The organism is Cryobacterium sp. M96 (assembly GCF_002929845.1).
Taxonomy (GTDB): Bacteria; Actinomycetota; Actinomycetes; order Actinomycetales; family Microbacteriaceae; genus Cryobacterium; species Cryobacterium sandaracinum.
The window spans coordinates 140,742-155,946 of record NZ_PJJS01000050.1 but is presented as its reverse complement, the minus strand read 5'-3'; the positions used below and the strand labels follow the sequence as shown (position 1 = coordinate 155,946).

At 68.6% G+C, this 15,205-nt stretch carries 14 protein-coding genes; 2 read left to right on the top strand and 12 right to left on the bottom strand.

Features of this window, described 5'->3' with window-relative positions; translation table 11 throughout:
• Nucleotides 1-208: 208 nt before the first annotated feature.
• Genes CXY79_RS10965 through CXY79_RS10940 form a run of 6 tightly spaced genes read right to left on the bottom strand, consistent with a single transcriptional unit; the run spans nt 209 to nt 4,561 of the window.
• Nucleotides 209-1,009, bottom strand: a complete 801-nt coding sequence (locus CXY79_RS10965; RefSeq protein WP_104101218.1) for an SseB family protein — start codon at nt 1,007-1,009, stop codon at nt 209-211.
• On the bottom strand, nt 993-1,739 hold the full coding sequence (gene priA / locus CXY79_RS10960; RefSeq protein WP_104101215.1) for a bifunctional 1-(5-phosphoribosyl)-5-((5-phosphoribosylamino)methylideneamino)imidazole-4-carboxamide isomerase/phosphoribosylanthranilate isomerase PriA: 747 nt from the start codon (nt 1,737-1,739) through the stop codon (nt 993-995). Before priA ends, CXY79_RS10965 begins: the two co-directional genes overlap by 17 nt.
• Before the next feature lie 57 nt (nt 1,740-1,796).
• Nucleotides 1,797-2,429, bottom strand: a complete 633-nt coding sequence (gene hisH / locus CXY79_RS10955) for an imidazole glycerol phosphate synthase subunit HisH (RefSeq protein ID WP_104101211.1) — start codon at nt 2,427-2,429, stop codon at nt 1,797-1,799.
• Nucleotides 2,426-3,049 (bottom strand): imidazoleglycerol-phosphate dehydratase HisB, encoded by a 624-nt coding sequence (gene hisB, locus CXY79_RS10950; protein WP_104101207.1) that lies wholly within the window; start codon nt 3,047-3,049, stop codon nt 2,426-2,428. Before hisB ends, hisH begins: the two co-directional genes overlap by 4 nt.
• A gap of 26 nt (nt 3,050-3,075) precedes the next feature.
• Nucleotides 3,076-4,155: a histidinol-phosphate transaminase gene (locus CXY79_RS10945; RefSeq protein ID WP_104101204.1), complete on the bottom strand. Its 1,080-nt coding sequence runs from the start codon at nt 4,153-4,155 to the stop codon at nt 3,076-3,078.
• 49 nt (nt 4,156-4,204) lie between these two features.
• Nucleotides 4,205-4,561: a LysM peptidoglycan-binding domain-containing protein gene (locus CXY79_RS10940; protein ID WP_104101202.1), complete on the bottom strand. Its 357-nt coding sequence runs from the start codon at nt 4,559-4,561 to the stop codon at nt 4,205-4,207.
• Between the two features lie 283 nt (nt 4,562-4,844).
• On the opposite strand from CXY79_RS10940, the gene lexA reads away from it, so the two are divergent.
• Entirely contained in the window at nt 4,845-5,549 is a 705-nt protein-coding gene (gene lexA, locus CXY79_RS10935; RefSeq protein WP_104101199.1) for a transcriptional repressor LexA, read from the top strand.
• 193 nt (nt 5,550-5,742) lie between these two features.
• Here lexA and metE read toward each other — a convergent pair whose 3' ends face one another.
• From metE to hflX, 3 genes are all read right to left on the bottom strand, one after another.
• A complete protein-coding gene (gene metE / locus CXY79_RS10930) occupies nt 5,743-8,085 on the bottom strand; it encodes a 5-methyltetrahydropteroyltriglutamate--homocysteine S-methyltransferase (RefSeq protein WP_104101197.1) in 2,343 nt (780 codons plus the stop codon).
• Complete coding sequence (locus CXY79_RS10925) at nt 8,082-9,077, bottom strand: methylenetetrahydrofolate reductase (protein WP_104101195.1); 996 nt, start codon at nt 9,075-9,077, stop codon at nt 8,082-8,084. The genes metE and CXY79_RS10925 overlap by 4 nt, the downstream gene beginning before the upstream one ends.
• Nucleotides 9,078-9,370: 293 nt before the next feature.
• Complete coding sequence (gene hflX / locus CXY79_RS10920) at nt 9,371-10,909, bottom strand: GTPase HflX (RefSeq protein ID WP_104101193.1); 1,539 nt, start codon at nt 10,907-10,909, stop codon at nt 9,371-9,373.
• A gap of 41 nt (nt 10,910-10,950) precedes the next feature.
• Between hflX and CXY79_RS10915 the strand changes: the two genes are divergently transcribed.
• Nucleotides 10,951-11,562 carry a class I SAM-dependent methyltransferase gene (locus CXY79_RS10915; RefSeq protein WP_104101190.1) on the top strand — a complete coding sequence of 204 codons (612 nt, stop codon included), beginning with the start codon at nt 10,951-10,953 and terminating at the stop codon, nt 11,560-11,562.
• A gap of 33 nt (nt 11,563-11,595) precedes the next feature.
• Here the strand turns inward: CXY79_RS10915 and dapF are convergent, their stop codons facing one another.
• From dapF to miaB, 3 genes are read right to left on the bottom strand one after another with little or no spacing between them, the layout of a single operon-like run.
• Nucleotides 11,596-12,477 carry a diaminopimelate epimerase gene (gene dapF / locus CXY79_RS10910; RefSeq protein WP_104101188.1) on the bottom strand — a complete coding sequence of 294 codons (882 nt, stop codon included), beginning with the start codon at nt 12,475-12,477 and terminating at the stop codon, nt 11,596-11,598.
• 10 nt (nt 12,478-12,487) lie between these two features.
• Entirely contained in the window at nt 12,488-13,477 is a 990-nt protein-coding gene (miaA, locus tag CXY79_RS10905) for a tRNA (adenosine(37)-N6)-dimethylallyltransferase MiaA (protein WP_233191418.1), read from the bottom strand.
• Nucleotides 13,478-13,481: 4 nt separating this feature from the next.
• Nucleotides 13,482-15,185, bottom strand: a complete 1,704-nt coding sequence (miaB, locus tag CXY79_RS10900) for a tRNA (N6-isopentenyl adenosine(37)-C2)-methylthiotransferase MiaB (protein ID WP_104101186.1) — start codon at nt 15,183-15,185, stop codon at nt 13,482-13,484.
• Nucleotides 15,186-15,205: the final 20 nt, after the last annotated feature.

Here is a 15,205-nt window from a genome sequence, read left to right as displayed (position 1 = left end):
GACTATCCTCGCCGATCCGCCTGAGCCGGGCCACTCGAACCAATTCGACGGAGATTCTGAGCTAAAACGGGCTTTCCCGGACATCCAGGACCGATTTTGCCACAATCTCCGTCGAATTCGTTCGTGGCGGAGGCGGGGGCGCGGGCGGAACGCGGAGCGCGGGGCCCGGAACCTGGAGCCCGGAACCGCCGACGATGGAAGAGGCCGCCTAGGCGGAGGGCAGCAGCTGCACGGTGAGGGAGTCCACCTGGGTGGCGATGACGTCGCTCGATGACCAGCGAGCCGCGAGCCGGGCGAGGGTCGCGTCGAGCTCGATGCGGGTCAGGCCGTCCACGAGCTCGAGACGCACAATTAGTTCCGGTCCGGCGAGGCGGGCGGCCGGGTCGCCGGGGGCCAGCTCAACCCCGAGCACACTCAGTTCGGTGGACACGGAGTCGGCAAAGGCATCCGCGACGTCGCGACTGGCATAGCTGGGGGTCCAGGGCAGGGACTGGGCGATGGCCCACAGGGCCGGGCGCCGCACCACGAACTCGGTGGGCGCGGTCGGATCGAGCACGACCAGATCGGTGTTCTCCTGAGCCGCGGCCAGCGCGACGCGCACGCCGTCGGCCGGGACCGGCCGGGCCTGCGTGTTCCACGCCGTCATCGCCGCGACCGAGGAGAACACGGGAAGCACCGTGCGGCCGTCGGGCCCGGCCACGGTGATGATCGACAGTTCCTGGGTCTTGTCGACGCGGAGGCCGGCCTCGGTGGTGCCCGATTGGCCGAGTTCGGTCACCAGGGGAACGAGCAGCCGTGAGCCACGGATGGCGTCGACCACCGTCTCTTCGCCGGCCTCCCGAGCCTGGAAGCGGCGCACGGCCGCCAGCAGCGGCTCGGGCGCGAGCCCGTCGTCGTCGCTGTGCATGTTGGGCTCAAACTGTCGTCCCTCCCACGGTTGCCCGGCGGAGTCGCCCCCTCCGGGTCCGCCGGGAAGGCCGGTGGAGCCGAGGTTACGCGCCCGCGACATCCAGTGCCTCGCTCAGGGTGAACGCCCCCGCGTAGAGGGCTTTTCCGACGATCGCGCCCTCGAGTCCGAGCGGTACAAGTTCGCGCAATGCGCGGAGGTCGTCGAGGCTGGAGATGCCGCCGGAGGCGACGACCGGTCGGTCAGTGCGCTCCATCATCTGGCGGAGCAGGTCGATGTTGGGGCCTTGCAGCGTGCCGTCCTTGGTCACATCGGTGACGACGTAGCGCGAGCAGCCAGCCTCCTCGAGACGGGCGAGCACCTCCCAGAGGTCCCCTCCCTCCCTGGTCCAGCCGCGGGCGGCGAGGGTGGTTCCGCGCACGTCGAGCCCGACGGCGACGGCGTCCCCGTGCCGGGCGATGACCTGCGCCGCCCACTCCGGGTTCTCCAGTGCCGCGGTGCCCAGGTTGATCCGGCTGACGCCCGCGTTCAGGGCCGCGTCCAGCGACGCGTCGTCGCGGATCCCGCCGGAGAGCTCGATCTTCACGCCCGTGACCTCGCGGATCACAGTGCGGATGAGATCCGTGTTGTTGCCGCGACCGAAGGCCGCGTCGAGGTCGACGAGGTGGATCCACTCGGCGCCCTGGCGGGCCCAGTCAAGTGCCGCGTCGACGGGGTCGCCGTAGTTGGTCTCGGTGCCGGCTTCGCCCTGGGTCAAGCGAACGGCCTTGCCGTCGGCCACATCCACGGCGGGCAGCAGAACGAGACGGAGGGAAGGGGTATGCACAGTCATGGGTGTCCTCGGTTGGGAATGGTCGCGGCGACCGGGTCAGTCAGGGAAAAGTCAAGGTCAGTTCTTGACTGTGCCGAGCCAGTTATGGAGCAGACGGATGCCTGCCTCACCGGATTTCTCCGGGTGGAACTGGGTGGCGGTAAGCGGTCCGTTCTCGATGGCGGCCAGGAAAGGTTGTCCGTGCTCGGACCAGGTGAGAATCGGTTTCGGGAACGGCGGCATGACGTCGAGGGACCATTCCTGGGCGGCGTAGGAGTGCACGAAGTAGAAGCGCTCCTGCTCGAGGCCATGGAACAGCGTCGAGCCCTCCCCCGGCGTGACCGTGTCCCAGCCCATGTGCGGCAGCACCGGCGCCGTCAGCTGCGTCACGGTGCCGGGCCATTCGCCCAGCCCCTCCGTGTCCACGCCGCGTTCGACGCCGTGCTCGAACATGATCTGCATGCCCACGCAGATGCCCAGCACCGGGCGTCCGCCCGCGATCCGGCGGTCGATGATCTCGTCGCCGTGCACCGCCTTCAGAGCCTGCATGACGGCGCTGAACGCGCCCACGCCGGGCACGACGAGCCCGTCGGCCTCAAGCGCCTGACGGCGGTCGCCGGTCAGCGTCACCTCGGCCCCGGCGAGTTCGAGTGCCTTGACGGCGGAGTGCACGTTTCCGGTGCCGTAGTCGAAGACAACGACGCTGGTCACAGCGCACCCTTGGTCGAGGGGACGCCGGACACCAGCGGGTCGAGCGCCTTCGCCTGGCGGAACGCGCGGGCGAACGCCTTGAATTCGGCTTCGGCGATGTGGTGCGGGTCGCGGCCGCCCTGCACGGTGACGTGCACCGTGAGGCCGCCGTTGAAGGCGATAGCCTCAAACACGTGGCGCACCATGGAGCCGGTGAAGTGGCCGCCGATCAGGTGGAACTCGAAACCAGCCGGCTCGCCCTGGTGCACGAGGTAGGGGCGCCCGGAAATGTCGACGACGGCCTGTACGAGGGCCTCGTCGAGCGGCACGACGGCGTCACCGTAGCGGGAGATGCCGGATTTGTCCCCGAGAGCCTGCTTGATCGCCTGGCCGAGCAAGATGCCGACGTCCTCGACCGTGTGGTGCACATCGATCTCGATATCGCCGCGGGCGCGCACGGTGAGGTCGGTCAACGAGTGTTTCGCGAAGGCCGTGAGCAGGTGATCGAAGAACGGGACCGACGTCTGGATGTCCGACTCACCGGTGCCGTCGAGATTGAGCGACAGGTCGATGCTCGACTCGCTGGTCTCGCGCTGCAGGTGGGCGAAACGGGGCGAGGTGGTCGCGAAAGAGAAGCTCATACGACTAGTTTATTGGCCCGCGCCGTTCACGGCCGCCCAAGTGCCTCGAGGGCGTCGAGGAACGCCGTGGTCTCGGCCTCGGTGCCGGCGCTGACCCGCAGGTGGCCCGGGATGCCGACGTCGCGCACAAGGATGCCTTCCGCCAGCAGCGCCTCGAAGGTGGCCCGAGGGTCCTCAACGCCGCCGAACAGCACGAAGTTGCTCGCACTGCGCAGCGGAGTGTAGCCAAGCCGGGCCAGTTCGCTCACGATGCGGTCCCGTTGCCCGCGGATGTCGTCGACCATGGCAAGCATCGCGGGCGTGTGGACGAGCGCGGCGACCGCGGCAGCCTGGGTGAGCGCGGACAGGTGGTAGGGCAGACGAACCAGGCGGAGGGCATCCGTCACGGCGGGATCGGCGGCCAGATAGCCGACGCGCACACCGGCGAAGGCGAACGCCTTGCTCATGGTGCGGGACACCAGCAGGCGCTCCCGGCCGGGAAGCAGGCTCAGGGCGGTTGGCGCGTCATCCGTCCCGAACTCGGCGTACGCCTCGTCGACGACAACGATGCCGTCGCTCGCATCGTAGACGGCCGCGATCGTTTCCAGGGACAGGGGCGTGCCGGTGGGGTTGTTCGGCGAGCAGAGGAAGACGAGGTCAGGGGCAACCCGGTCGACCCACTCGAGCGCCGTGGCCGGGGAGAGTTCGAACTTTGCGTCACGACCGCCCGCGATCCAGCGGGTGCCGGTGCCGGAGGCCAGCAGAGGGTACATGGAGTAGGTCGGCGCGAAGCCGAGCACGGACCGACCCGGGCCGCCGAAGGCCTGCAGCACCTGCTGAAGAACCTCGTTGGAACCGTTGGCGGCCCAGATGTTCTTTCGGGTGAGGCCGTGACCGAGATAACGGGCGAGGGAATCCCGCAGCTCGGTGAACTCCCGATCGGGGTATCGGTTCACGGTCGTGACCGCCACGGCCAACGCCGCCACGATGTCCTGCGCCACCTCAGCCGGGATGCCGTGGGTGTTCTCGTTCACGTTGAGAGCCACCGGCACGTGCAACTGCGGAGCCCCATAGGGAGTGAGTCCGCGCAGATTATCGCGAAGGGGCAGATCGTTGAGACTGGTCACTCCCCCAATATTACCGGGATGAGACCGGCGGGGGCTCGCCGCGGGTAGTTCACAGGTCGTTCGGAAGCGCCAGCCGCTGACCGGGCTGCACGCTGTCGGACGGCAACTGATTGAGGCTCACAATCTCGGCGATCACCTCGCGCGGATCTGACGTGGGCGCGATTGTCTCGGCAAGTTGCCAGAGCGACTGCCCCGACTTGATGGTGACGTAGTCGAAGGCCGAGGCCACGTGAGCGACGGTCGAGTTCTCGGCGGCGGCGATGCCTCCGTTGAGGGCGACGGCCAGGGCCACGGCCACGAGCGGAAAGGCAGCCAGGGACGTGAAAACGACGCGACCGCGCCGGGTGAGTCGGAGCCGGGTGCGTCCGGTCGCGATGGGGGCGCCTCGTTCAAGTGCAGTGCTCATGTGATACCTCCTGTGAGAAGACGCATCCGACTCTCGGCCGGGAGAGCCGGATGCGAACTTATGTTCCGAATGTATATTCGATTATTCGAACAATCAAGCTTTATTCGGTAGTTTCTGAAATATTTATTCCGACCCACTCGAATACATGTTTGTTTAATGAGCTCAACGCGGATACAGTTTCGATTGTTGATTGACACTCAATCAGGCACCCCCGACATTCGCGTGAATCGGCGGCATTCGCTGCTTGCTGCCAGCGCATCAATCAAAACGAGGAGCGACGAACGTGGCACAGAACACCAGCGGTCCGCGCGACAAGGGCGGCACCAGACGGCGCAAGAGCCTCAGCGAGAAGCAGCTCGCCATCCTCGACGTCATCCAGCGCTCGGTCAGCCAACGCGGCTATCCGCCGAGCATGCGCGAGATCGGCGACGCCGTCGGCCTGTCGTCACTGTCGAGCGTCACCCACCAGCTCAACCAGCTGGAACTGAGCGGTTACCTCCGCCGAGACCCGAACCGTCCCCGAGCACTGGAGGTGCTCATCGAGATTCCGCAGTCGCCCGAAGACACGACGGCCGGAGCCTCGGAAAGTTTCCACACCGGAGTGCAGGTCGGCGACGCCGCCATGGTTCCGCTCGTCGGTCGCATCGCCGCCGGCATCCCGATCACCGCCGAACAGCAGATCGACGAGATTTTCCCGCTACCCCGCCAGCTGGTGGGCAAGGGCGATCTGTTCATGCTCAAGGTGTCGGGCGAATCGATGATCGACGCCGCCATAATGGACGGCGACTGGGTCGTCGTGCGGCAGCAGAAGACCGCCGAAAACGGTGAAATCGTTGCAGCCATGCTCGACAACGAGGCAACCGTCAAGGTCTTCCGCCAGCGCGACGGGCACACCTGGCTACTGCCCCGCAACACCAACTTCGAACCCATCGTCGGCGATCACGCCGAGATTCTGGGGAAGGTTGTGGCAGTGCTGCGGTCGGTTTAGGGCATCAGCACTCAAGCACATCAGCATTTCAGGCGGACTCTTGGTCTCGACGGTTTCGACCAGCGTCGTGGAGACGCGCGCGTGTTGAGTCACCATGGTTATTTCGGTCGGGTCTTGTGAGCCGGGTCTTGTGGGCCGGGCACGAACACTGTTCTTGGTGTCGTGCCCGGCTTTTGTGTGGGTGGAGGCGGGGTCAGGCGGAGACGGAGGAGGTCAGGCGGGCGCGGAGGATGCGGGTGGCGGCGAGCATGTTGTGTAGGGACTGGACGGTTTCGGTGTAGCCGCGGGTTTTGAGGCCGCAGTCGGGGTTCACCCAGAGCCGGGTGGCCGGGATGGCCGCCGCGGCGCGCTCGAGCAGGTCGGTGAGTTCGGACACGCTCGGCACACGCGGCGAGTGGATGTCCCACACTCCCGGGCCGATACCGTGGTCGAAGCCCTGGGACCGGATATCGCCCACCACCTCCATGCGAGAGCGTGCCGCCTCGATGCTGGTCACATCGGCGTCCAGGTTGCGGATCGCGTCGATGACCACCCCGAACTCCGAGTAGCAGAGGTGGGTGTGGATCTGGGTGGCCGCGGCCGCACCGGCCGTCGCCAGGCGGAAGGACCCCACCGACCAGTCGAGGTATTCCGCCTGGTCCTTCTGCTTCAACGGCAGCAGCTCCCGCAGCGCGGGCTCGTCGACCTGGACGATCTGAATGCCGGCCGACTCCAGGTCGGCGATCTCGTCCCGGAGGGCCAGGGCCACCTGCCTGGCCGTCTCGCCCAGCGGCTGGTCGTCGCGCACGAACGACCACGCGAGGATCGTGACCGGACCGGTGAGCATCCCCTTGACGGGCCTGGGCGTCAGCCCCTGCGTGAACGCCGACCACTCGACCGTGATGGGCCGCGGCCGGGACACGTCACCCCAGAGGATCGACGGGCGCACGCACCGGCTGCCATAGGACTGCACCCAGCCGTTCTCGGTGACCGCGAAGCCGTCCAGGTTCTCGGCGAAGTACTGCACCATGTCGTTGCGTTCCGGCTCCCCGTGCACGATCACGTCGAGGCCGATGTCTTCCTGCAGCGAGACGACCCGACGGATTTCGGCACGCATCAGGTCCCGGTAGTCCGCGGTGCTCAGCACCCCCCGTACCAGCTGCGCCCTGGCCCGACGGATGTCCCCGGTCTGCGGGAAGGATCCGATCGTGGTCGTCGGCAGGAACGGCAGCCCGAGGGCCATCTCCTGGGCTGCCACTCGGGCTGCGTAGGCGCCCCGGGTGAAGTCGCCCGGAGCGAGCGCGTCGGCGCGCACCCGAACGGCGCCATCGTGGACTCCGGGAGCCACCCCCCGCGCGTCGAGGGCCGCGGAGGCCGCAGAGAGGTCGATCTCGATGGCACGGCGACCCAGACTGAGGCCGCGGGCGAGTGTGGCAACCTGCGCGACCTTCTGATCCGCAAAGGCCAGCCAGGTCTTCAGGTCGTCGTCCAGCGCCGATTCGTCGTCGACGTCGTGGGGAACGTGCAGCAGCGAGGTAGAGGTGGAAACCGAGATCCGCGGCGAGAGGCGGACCAGGCCGGCCGCCGTGTCGAAGGCGGCGGCCAGGTCGCCGCGCCAGATATTGTGGCCGTCAATGACGCCGGCCACGAGAGTGGTCGTGTCGAGTCCGGGGGTCTCCGCCGGCGCGCTTCCCCGCACGAGGTCAAGCCCGATGGCTTCCACCGGGGTGATGGCAAGAACGGGTAGGGCGTCGTCGAGGCTGCCGTACGGCGCGGCGACAAACAGGGCGGGACGCTCGGCGACGGCGCCGAGGGTGTTGTAGGCGAAGCGGAGGCCGGCGAGGGCATCCGTTCTCGGGATGTCGATGCTCTCGCTGACCAGGGCAGGCTCGTCGAGCTGCACCCATTCGGCTCCAGCGGCGCGCAGCCGCTGCAGGAGGGCGGCGTAGACCGGCACAAGGTCGTCGAGGCGGTCAAGCGGACTGAATCCGGCCGGGGCCTCGTCGCTGGGCTTGCTCAGCAGCAGGAAGGTGACCGGGCCGACGATGACGGGCCGGGTCAGGAATCCGGCCGCCTTCGCCTCCTCGAACTCGCGCACCAGGCGGGTGCCGGCGAGGGTGAACTCGGTCTCGGGGCCGATCTCCGGCACCAGGTAGTGGTAGTTGGTGTCGAACCATTTGGTCATCTCCAGCGGCGGATTCTCCCCTTCGCCGCGGGCGAGGGTGAAGTAGCCGGCCAGGTCGAGGTGGCCGTCCGCGCCCCGCAGATGCGCGAACCGGGCGGGGACGGCGCCCACCGTGCTCAGGGCATCCAACATCTGGTCGTAGTAGGAGAAGGATTCCGGGATGGACGAGTCGTCCCTGCCGAGTCCCAGCTGCACGAGGCGCTTCCTGGTGCTCTGGCGCAGGGCGGCCGCGGTCGCTTCGAGCTCGTCGGCGCTGACCGATCCGGCCCAGAACGCTTCGACGGCCTTCTTCAGTTGGCGGCGCGGCCCGATGCGCGGGTAGCCCAGGATGGTGCCGGCGGGAAAGGCGGGAAAGGCGGAAGTGTGGGTCATGAGTTCTCCTTGACGGGGTGAGGGGCAGGCAGTGCGGAAGCAGGCAGGGTGGGGGTGAGCAGACCGCAGCCGTCGAGCACGGCGAGCACGGTCTCGTGCTGGTTGAAGGCGTAGAGGTGCAGCCCGGGGGCACCGCCGGCGATGAGTTGCCGGGCCAGTTCGGTGGCCTGGCGGATGCCGATCTCACGCTGGCCTTCCTTCGTCGGCTCCACCTCGAGCGCGATCGCCAGCTCGGACGGCAGTTCCTCGCCGGACAACTCGAGGATGCGGCGCAGGCGGGCCGGGCTCGTGACCGGCATGATCCCGGGCAGGATCGGGAATTCGACCCCGGCGGCACGGGCTCGCAGGATGAAGCTGAGGTAGTGGTCGGCGTGAAAGAAGAGTTGCGTGATCGCCAGGTTGGCGCCGGCGGCCTGCTTGGCCAGGAGCGCGTCGATGTCCTGGGTGGCCGACCGGGAGCGCGGGTGGCCGTTCGGGAAGGCGGCCACGGCGATGCGTACCTTCTCCCGTTCCCGCTTGATCGTGCGGGCGGCAGGGAGTCCCGGGATCACGGCCTCGCGGTACGGCACCCGCTCGGCCTGCACCCGGTGGATCAGCTGCACCAGTTCCGCGGCGCTGCCCAGGTCGCCGAGGAAGGCCTCACCCTCCCGAATGCCTTCCGGCGGGTCGCCACGCAGGGCCAGGAAGCTCCGCACCCCGGCGTCCAGAAACTCCCGGATCAGCTGGCTCGATTCCGCGTTGGACGAGCCCACGCAGGTGAGGTGGGCCAGCGGGTCCACGGTGGTGGTGCGCAGGATGTGGGTGAGCACGTCCAGGGAGGAGCGCCGGGAGGAGCCGTTCGCACCGTAGGTGACCGAGATGAATTCCGGGCCGGCCGCGGCCAGCCGCTCGATAGTGGCGTGCAGCACGGAGGTGGCAGCATCCGATGTGGGCGGATACAACTCGAATGAGAACGGGATTTTCCGGCATGCAGGATCCGAGGTGTGGGGCATTGCTCCTCATTCGACAGTTGCCAGTGTCAGTCACCGGGGGCCGGGCGACCGCGGACCGCCCGGCAAGCCAGGCGAGCGTTCGCGGGCGGGTGCCGGGCTCGGCTGTCGCTCCATGCCGCCGGTCAGGAGACCGGCGGCAACGATTGAGAAGACTCTAACAAGCACGCCCGGTGCCCGGCAGGTCTGTGACCGAATATGTCATCAGCTGGCGCCGGAGCGGCTCAGACAGGCCGGAGGAGTGCGGACATCGGCAGGCGAAGGCCTACCGAGGTACGCGGAGCGAAGCCGGCGGGTCAGCCGGTGACGGCCGGCGGCACGGCGAACGGCTCGAACAGCGCCCGAATCTCATCAGTCACCAGAGCCGTAACCCGGGTGCCGGTCTCGGCGTACTCGGTGGACAGCACCGTGCCCTGATCGTGCAGCACCGCGATCAGGTCGCCCCGCTCGTAGGGGATGAGCAACTCGAGCCTGATCGACGGCCGCGGCAGCAGGTCCGAGATGGTCGCGAGCAGTTCCTCGATGCCCTCGCCGGTGCGGGCCGAGACGAAAATGCCCTTCGGCCAGAGTCCGCGCAGCACGAGCCCGTCATCATCGCTGATCAGGTCGCTCTTGTTGAAGACGACGACCTCCGGGATCTCCCGGGCGCCGACCTCGGCGATGACCTCGCGCACTGTGGCAAGCTGGCTCGCCGGGTCAGGATGCGAGCCGTCGACGACGTGCACGATGACGTTGGCGTCGGCGACCTCCTCGAGGGTGGACCGGAACGCCTCCACCAGCTGATGGGGCAGGTTCCGCACGAACCCGACGGTGTCCGTCAGCGTGTAGAGCAGCCCGTCGGCCGTCGTCGACTTGCGCACCGTGGCGTCCAGGGTGGCGAACAGGGAGTTCTCGACGAGCACGCCGGCCCGGGTGATGCGGTTGAGCAGGCTCGACTTGCCGGCGTTGGTGTAACCGACGATGGCGACGGATGGCACAGCGTTGCGCTTGCGGTTGGCCCGCTTGGCCTCGCGAGCGGGTTTCATCTCGAGGATCTGCTTGCGGAGGCGGGACATCCGGGTGTGGATGCGCCGGCGGTCCAGCTCGATCTTGGTCTCGCCGGGGCCGCGCGAACCCATGCCTGCACCGGCGCCGCCCACCTGGCCTCCGGCCTGGCGGGACATCGAGTCGCCCCAGCCGCGCAGGCGGGGAAGCAGGTATTCGAGCTGGGCGAGTTCGACCTGGGCCTTTCCCTCGCGGCTCTTGGCGTGCTGACTGAAGATGTCGAGGATCACGGCGGTGCGGTCGATGACCTTCACCTTGACGACGTCCTCGAGGGCGCGCCGCTGGCTGGGCGCCAGCTCGGTGTCGGCGATGACGGTGTCGGCGCCCATCGCCTTGACGATGCCGGCCACCTCTTCGGCCTTGCCCTTGCCGAGGTAGGTGCTGGCGTCGGGCTTCGCTCGGCGCTGCATGAGGCCGTCGAGAACGGTGGCGCCGGCGGTCTCGGCCAGCGCGGCGAGTTCGCGCATGGAGTTCTCGGCGTCCGCGACGGTCCCGTGCGTGTACAGGCCGATCAGAACGACGTTCTCCAGCCGGAGCTGGCGGTACTCGACCTCGGTGACGTCCTCGAGTTCGGTGGAGAGGCTGGGCACGCGGCGCAGCGCGTTGCGGTCCTCGCGGTCCTGCTGCACGCCGTCGTGACCCTCGTCGTCGTGCGACGGGCCGGATTCGGCCTGCAGAGCCTGCGCGGAGCCGCTGCGGAACAGCGAATAGCCGGCAGCCTTGCTATCAGCGCTGGCGAGAACGCGGGCGACCACGTCGTCGGTGTCGTCGGGCAGATGTGACTCAGTCATTCCTTTAACAATACTTCCTCGATGCACGGTAAGTTCCCTCTATGCCTTCCGACCACTACTTCACCCCGGCACCCGACAGCACCCTGAAACTCCGCCAGGTGACCGTTCGATTGGGAGGCCAAGAGCGCGAGCTGACCACAGCCAATTCGGTCTTCAGCCCGGAGCACATCGACACCGGCACCCAGGTGCTCTTGAACAGCGCGCCGACCCCGCCGCCCGGCGGCGATTTCCTCGACCTGGGCTGCGGCTGGGGTCCGATCAGCCTGCACTTGGCCCTCGCCTCACCCCGCGCCACGATCTGGGCCGTCGACGTCAACGAGCGGGCGCTCGACCTGGTGCGGCTGAACGCGGAGGAGCTCGGCCTCACCAACATCACCGCGGTGCGGCCCGATCAGATGCCCGCCCACGTGGCGTTCCGCACCATCTGGTCGAATCCCCCGATCCGGGTCGGCAAAACCGAACTGCACACCATGCTGCGTACCTGGCTGCCGCGCCTGGAGCCGGGTTCGGATGCCTGGCTCGTCGTGCAGCGCAACCTCGGCTCCGACTCCCTGCAGCGCTGGCTCGACGGCGACCTGCCCGCCGAATTCAGCACCTCACGGCACTCCATCAGCAAGGGCTTCCGGGTCCTGCGGGTGAAACGCCAGGACTAGACCGCGTCGCGGCCCATCGCCCCGAGCTAGTTCTCAGCCGAGGCGGAAGACCCCGTCGAACACGAGTTCCGCCGGACCCGACAGTGAGACGTGCTCGCCGTCCTCGGTCGGAAACATGCGCACGCCGAGCGTGCCGCCGGTGACCTCGACCTGCCACTGGTTCGGGGCACCCGCGCCTGCCCAGTGCCGGGTGGCGAGGGCCGCCGCGGCCGCCCCCGTACCGCAGGAGAGTGTTTCGCCGCTGCCGCGCTCGTGCACGCGCATCCGGATGCGGCCGACACCGTTCACGACGAGCGGATCGCCCGGAAGCACGAACTCGATGTTCGCCCCGGCCGCCGGGTCAGGGTCGAGCTGCGGCACGAAGGTGAGGTCGACGCCTGCGAGCTCGTCGTCGTCGGCCAGTGCCACGACCACGTGCGGGTTGCCCACGTTGATGCCGAGACCGGGGCGGGCCACGGGCAGGTCCTTCGCCCGAACGAGCGGTTCGATACCGTCGAGGCGCCACCGGCCGAGGTCGACCTGGTAGCCGGTTGCGCCGCGCTGCACGTCGCGCACTCCCCCGCGGGTGCCGATGCAGAGCGTGTCGCCGCGGTCGAGCGAGGTCAGGCCCTGCTCTACCAGGAAGCGGGTGTAGACGCGGATGCCGTTGCCGCACATCTCGGACACCGTGCCGTCGGCGTTCCAGTAGTCCATGAACCATTCGGCCGCGTCGTCCTCGGCGAGGGCGATCGCACCGGCGGCCAGGCTCGTGGAGCGCACCGCGCGGATGATGCCGTCGGCACCGATGCCGAATCGGCGGTCGCAGATGGCCCGGATCTGGCTCGGGGTAAGGTCGATCTGCCCGTCGGGATCAGAGAAAAGCACGAAGTCGTTCCCGGTGCCGTGGCCCTTGGTGAAGTTCAGATCAATACCCATGCCGTCCAGTTTAGGAGGCCGGGTCGGCCGCCCAGTGCTCGGCCGGCTGTTCCGGGTCGGCCAGGCGGGTCAGCGCCCGGTCAACCCGATCCGGCGCGTCGAAGTCGATCCAATGGGTGTGCGGGGAACGCTTGAACCAGCTCACCTGCCGTCTCGCGTACCGGCGGGTGAACTGCTGCGTCACCTGGATAGCCTCCGCCCGGCTGAGGCTGCCCGTCAGCTGCCCAAGGGCCTGGGCGTAGCCGATGGCCCGGCTGGCCGTGACACCGGTTTCGAGTCCGCTCGGGATCAGCCCGCGCACCTCCTCGACGAGCCCGCGGGCCCACATACCCTCCACCCGGGCGTCGAGGCGGGGGGTGAGCTCCGCGCGCTGGGCGCGGAGGCCCACTGTGACCGCGGGCATCCAGTAGACCGGCTCGTCGGGCAGGGCGGCGGTGTGCGGCCCCCCGGTCAGCTCCACGACCTCGAGGGCGCGCACGAGGCGCCGACCGTTGCCGGCGCCGATGCGGGCGGCGGCGACCGGGTCCACGGCCTTCAACCGGGTGTACAGGGCACCAGGCCCCTGCTCGATCAGGTCGGCTTCGAGTCGGGCGCGCAGCACGGCATCCGTGCCGGGGAACTGGAAGTCGTAGACCACGGCGGACACGTAGAGCCCGGAGCCGCCGACCAGGATGGGCACGCTGCCGCGCGCCACGATGTCGGTGATCGCGGCGCGGGCCTCCGTCTGGTAGCGGGCGACGGTGGCCTCGTCGGTGACCGACAGCACGTCGAGCAGGTGGTGCGGGACGCCGCGGCGCTCCAGCACGGTGAGCTTGGCGGTGCCGATGTCCATGCCGCGGTACAGCTGCATGGCGTCGGCGTTGACGATCTCCGCCCCCCGACCGGCCTCGGCCAGGCGTTCGGCGAGGTCGAGCGAGAGGTCGGACTTGCCGGTGCCGGTGGGTCCGACGACAACGATCAGCGTCGGGTGGGCGCCGGTCACCGGGTTCGGGCCGGGCACCTGCCTAGCGCTCCCCGTCGGTGACGTCGTAGATCGGCGTGGTGCTGGAACTGGCCACCGCGGGCGAGCCCACGGCCCGGTCGGGTAGGCGCAGGGTCGGCAGGCCGAGGGAGACCGAGCCAGACCCGCCTGCTGCTCCGCCGTGACTGGGCACGCCGCAGGACTCGGCTTCGAGGCGGTCCCAGGCGTCGCCGGCGATGGTGCGCCGGATGCGCAGCGGAGCCCCGTCGACGGAGTCGGCGATCAGGTGGAAGGGGGCCGCCTGGGTGACCGTGACGGTCACGAGGTCGCCCGGACGGGGCAGTTCCGAGCCTTCCGGCACGTCGAAGTGCACGAGCCGGCTGTCAATGGCGCGACCGCTGAGTCGACGGGTGTCGGCGTCCTTGCGGCCCTCGCCGTTGGCGACGAGCAGTTCGACCTCGCGACCGACCACAGCCTGGTTCTCCTCCCAGGAAATCCGCTCCTGCAGGGCGGCGAGGCGCTCGTAACGATCCTGCACGATCTCCTTGGGGACCTGGTCGGGCAGCGTCGCGGCGGGGGTCCCGGGCCGGATGGAGTACTGGAAGGTGAAGGCGGTGGCGAACCGGGCCAGCTCCACGACCCGCAGGGTCTCCTGGAAGTCCTCCTCGGTCTCGCCGGGGAAGCCGACGATGACGTCCGTGCTGATGGCCGCGTGCGGCATCTGCGCGCGCACGCGGTCGAGGATGCCGAGGAACCGCGCCGACCGGTAGGAGCGGCGCATGGCCTTGAGGATACGGTCCGAGCCGGACTGCAACGGCATGTGCAACTGCGGCATGACCGACGGCGTCTCGGCCATGGCGTCGATCACGTCGTCGGTAAAGGCAGCCGGGTGCGGGCTGGTGAAACGGATGCGTTCCAGCCCCTCGATCTTGCCGGCCGCGCGCAGCAGCTTGCTGAAGGCGAGACGGTCGCCGAACTCAACCCCGTAGGAGTTGACGTTTTGGCCGAGCAGGGTGACCTCGATCGCCCCGTCGTCGACGAGGGCCTGGATTTCGGCGAGGATCTCGCCGGGACGGCGGTCCTTCTCCTTACCGCGCAGCGCGGGCACGATGCAGAACGTGCAGGTGTTGTTGCAGCCGACGGAGATGGAGACCCAGCCGCTGTAGCTCGAATCGCGCTTCGTGGGCAGGGTCGAGGGGAAGGTCTCGAGGGAGTCGAGGATTTCGAGCTGGGCCTCGCCGTTGTGCCGTGCACGCTCGAGCATGCTCGGCAGCGACCCCATGTTGTGCGTCCCGAAGACGACGTCGACCCAGGGTGCCTTCTTGAGGATGACGTCCTTGTCTTTCTGGGCCAGGCAGCCGCCGACGGCGATCTGCATGCCGTCGTGGCGGCGCTTGACCGAGGCCAGCTGCCCCAGGTTGCCGTAGAGCTTGTTGTCGGCGTTCTCGCGGACGGCACAGGTGTTGAGCACGACGATGTCGGCTTCCTCCCCGCCGGCCGTCACGTAGCCGGCCGCTTCGAGCGACCCGCTGAGCCGTTCGGAGTCATGCACGTTCATCTGACAGCCGAAGGTGCGCACCTCGTAGGTGCGGGCCCGGCCCTCAGCATCGTGCGCCGCCTGGCTTGGAGCAATCAGAGTCGGCGCGCTCAGGGCCGAGGTGCGCAGGGCCGCGGTACGCAGGGCCGACTGCTGCGGGTCCAGCGTCTCGGCGCTGGAGAATGGGGGCGTAGCGGTGCTGCTGGTCATAGTGGGTACCAGCTTACGCG

Excerpts from the sequence above, each read along its gene's own strand:
- CXY79_RS10965 (WP_104101218.1), bottom strand. The coding sequence starts at position 1,009 with ATGTCGCGGGCGCGTAACCTCGGCTCCACCGGCCTTCCCGGCGGACCC.
- priA (WP_104101215.1), bottom strand. The coding sequence starts at position 1,739 with ATGACTGTGCATACCCCTTCCCTCCGTCTCGTTCTGCTGCCCGCCGTG.
- hisB (WP_104101207.1), bottom strand. The coding sequence starts at position 3,049 with ATGAGCTTCTCTTTCGCGACCACCTCGCCCCGTTTCGCCCACCTGCAG.
- CXY79_RS10940 (WP_104101202.1), bottom strand. The coding sequence starts at position 4,561 with ATGAGCACTGCACTTGAACGAGGCGCCCCCATCGCGACCGGACGCACC.
- metE (WP_104101197.1), bottom strand. The coding sequence starts at position 8,085 with ATGACCCACACTTCCGCCTTTCCCGCCTTTCCCGCCGGCACCATCCTG.
- CXY79_RS10925 (WP_104101195.1), bottom strand. The coding sequence starts at position 9,077 with ATGCCCCACACCTCGGATCCTGCATGCCGGAAAATCCCGTTCTCATTC.
- hflX (WP_104101193.1), bottom strand. The coding sequence starts at position 10,909 with ATGACTGAGTCACATCTGCCCGACGACACCGACGACGTGGTCGCCCGC.
- CXY79_RS10915 (WP_104101190.1), top strand. The coding sequence starts at position 10,951 with ATGCCTTCCGACCACTACTTCACCCCGGCACCCGACAGCACCCTGAAA.
- dapF (WP_104101188.1), bottom strand. The coding sequence starts at position 12,477 with ATGGGTATTGATCTGAACTTCACCAAGGGCCACGGCACCGGGAACGAC.
- miaB (WP_104101186.1), bottom strand. The coding sequence starts at position 15,185 with ATGACCAGCAGCACCGCTACGCCCCCATTCTCCAGCGCCGAGACGCTG.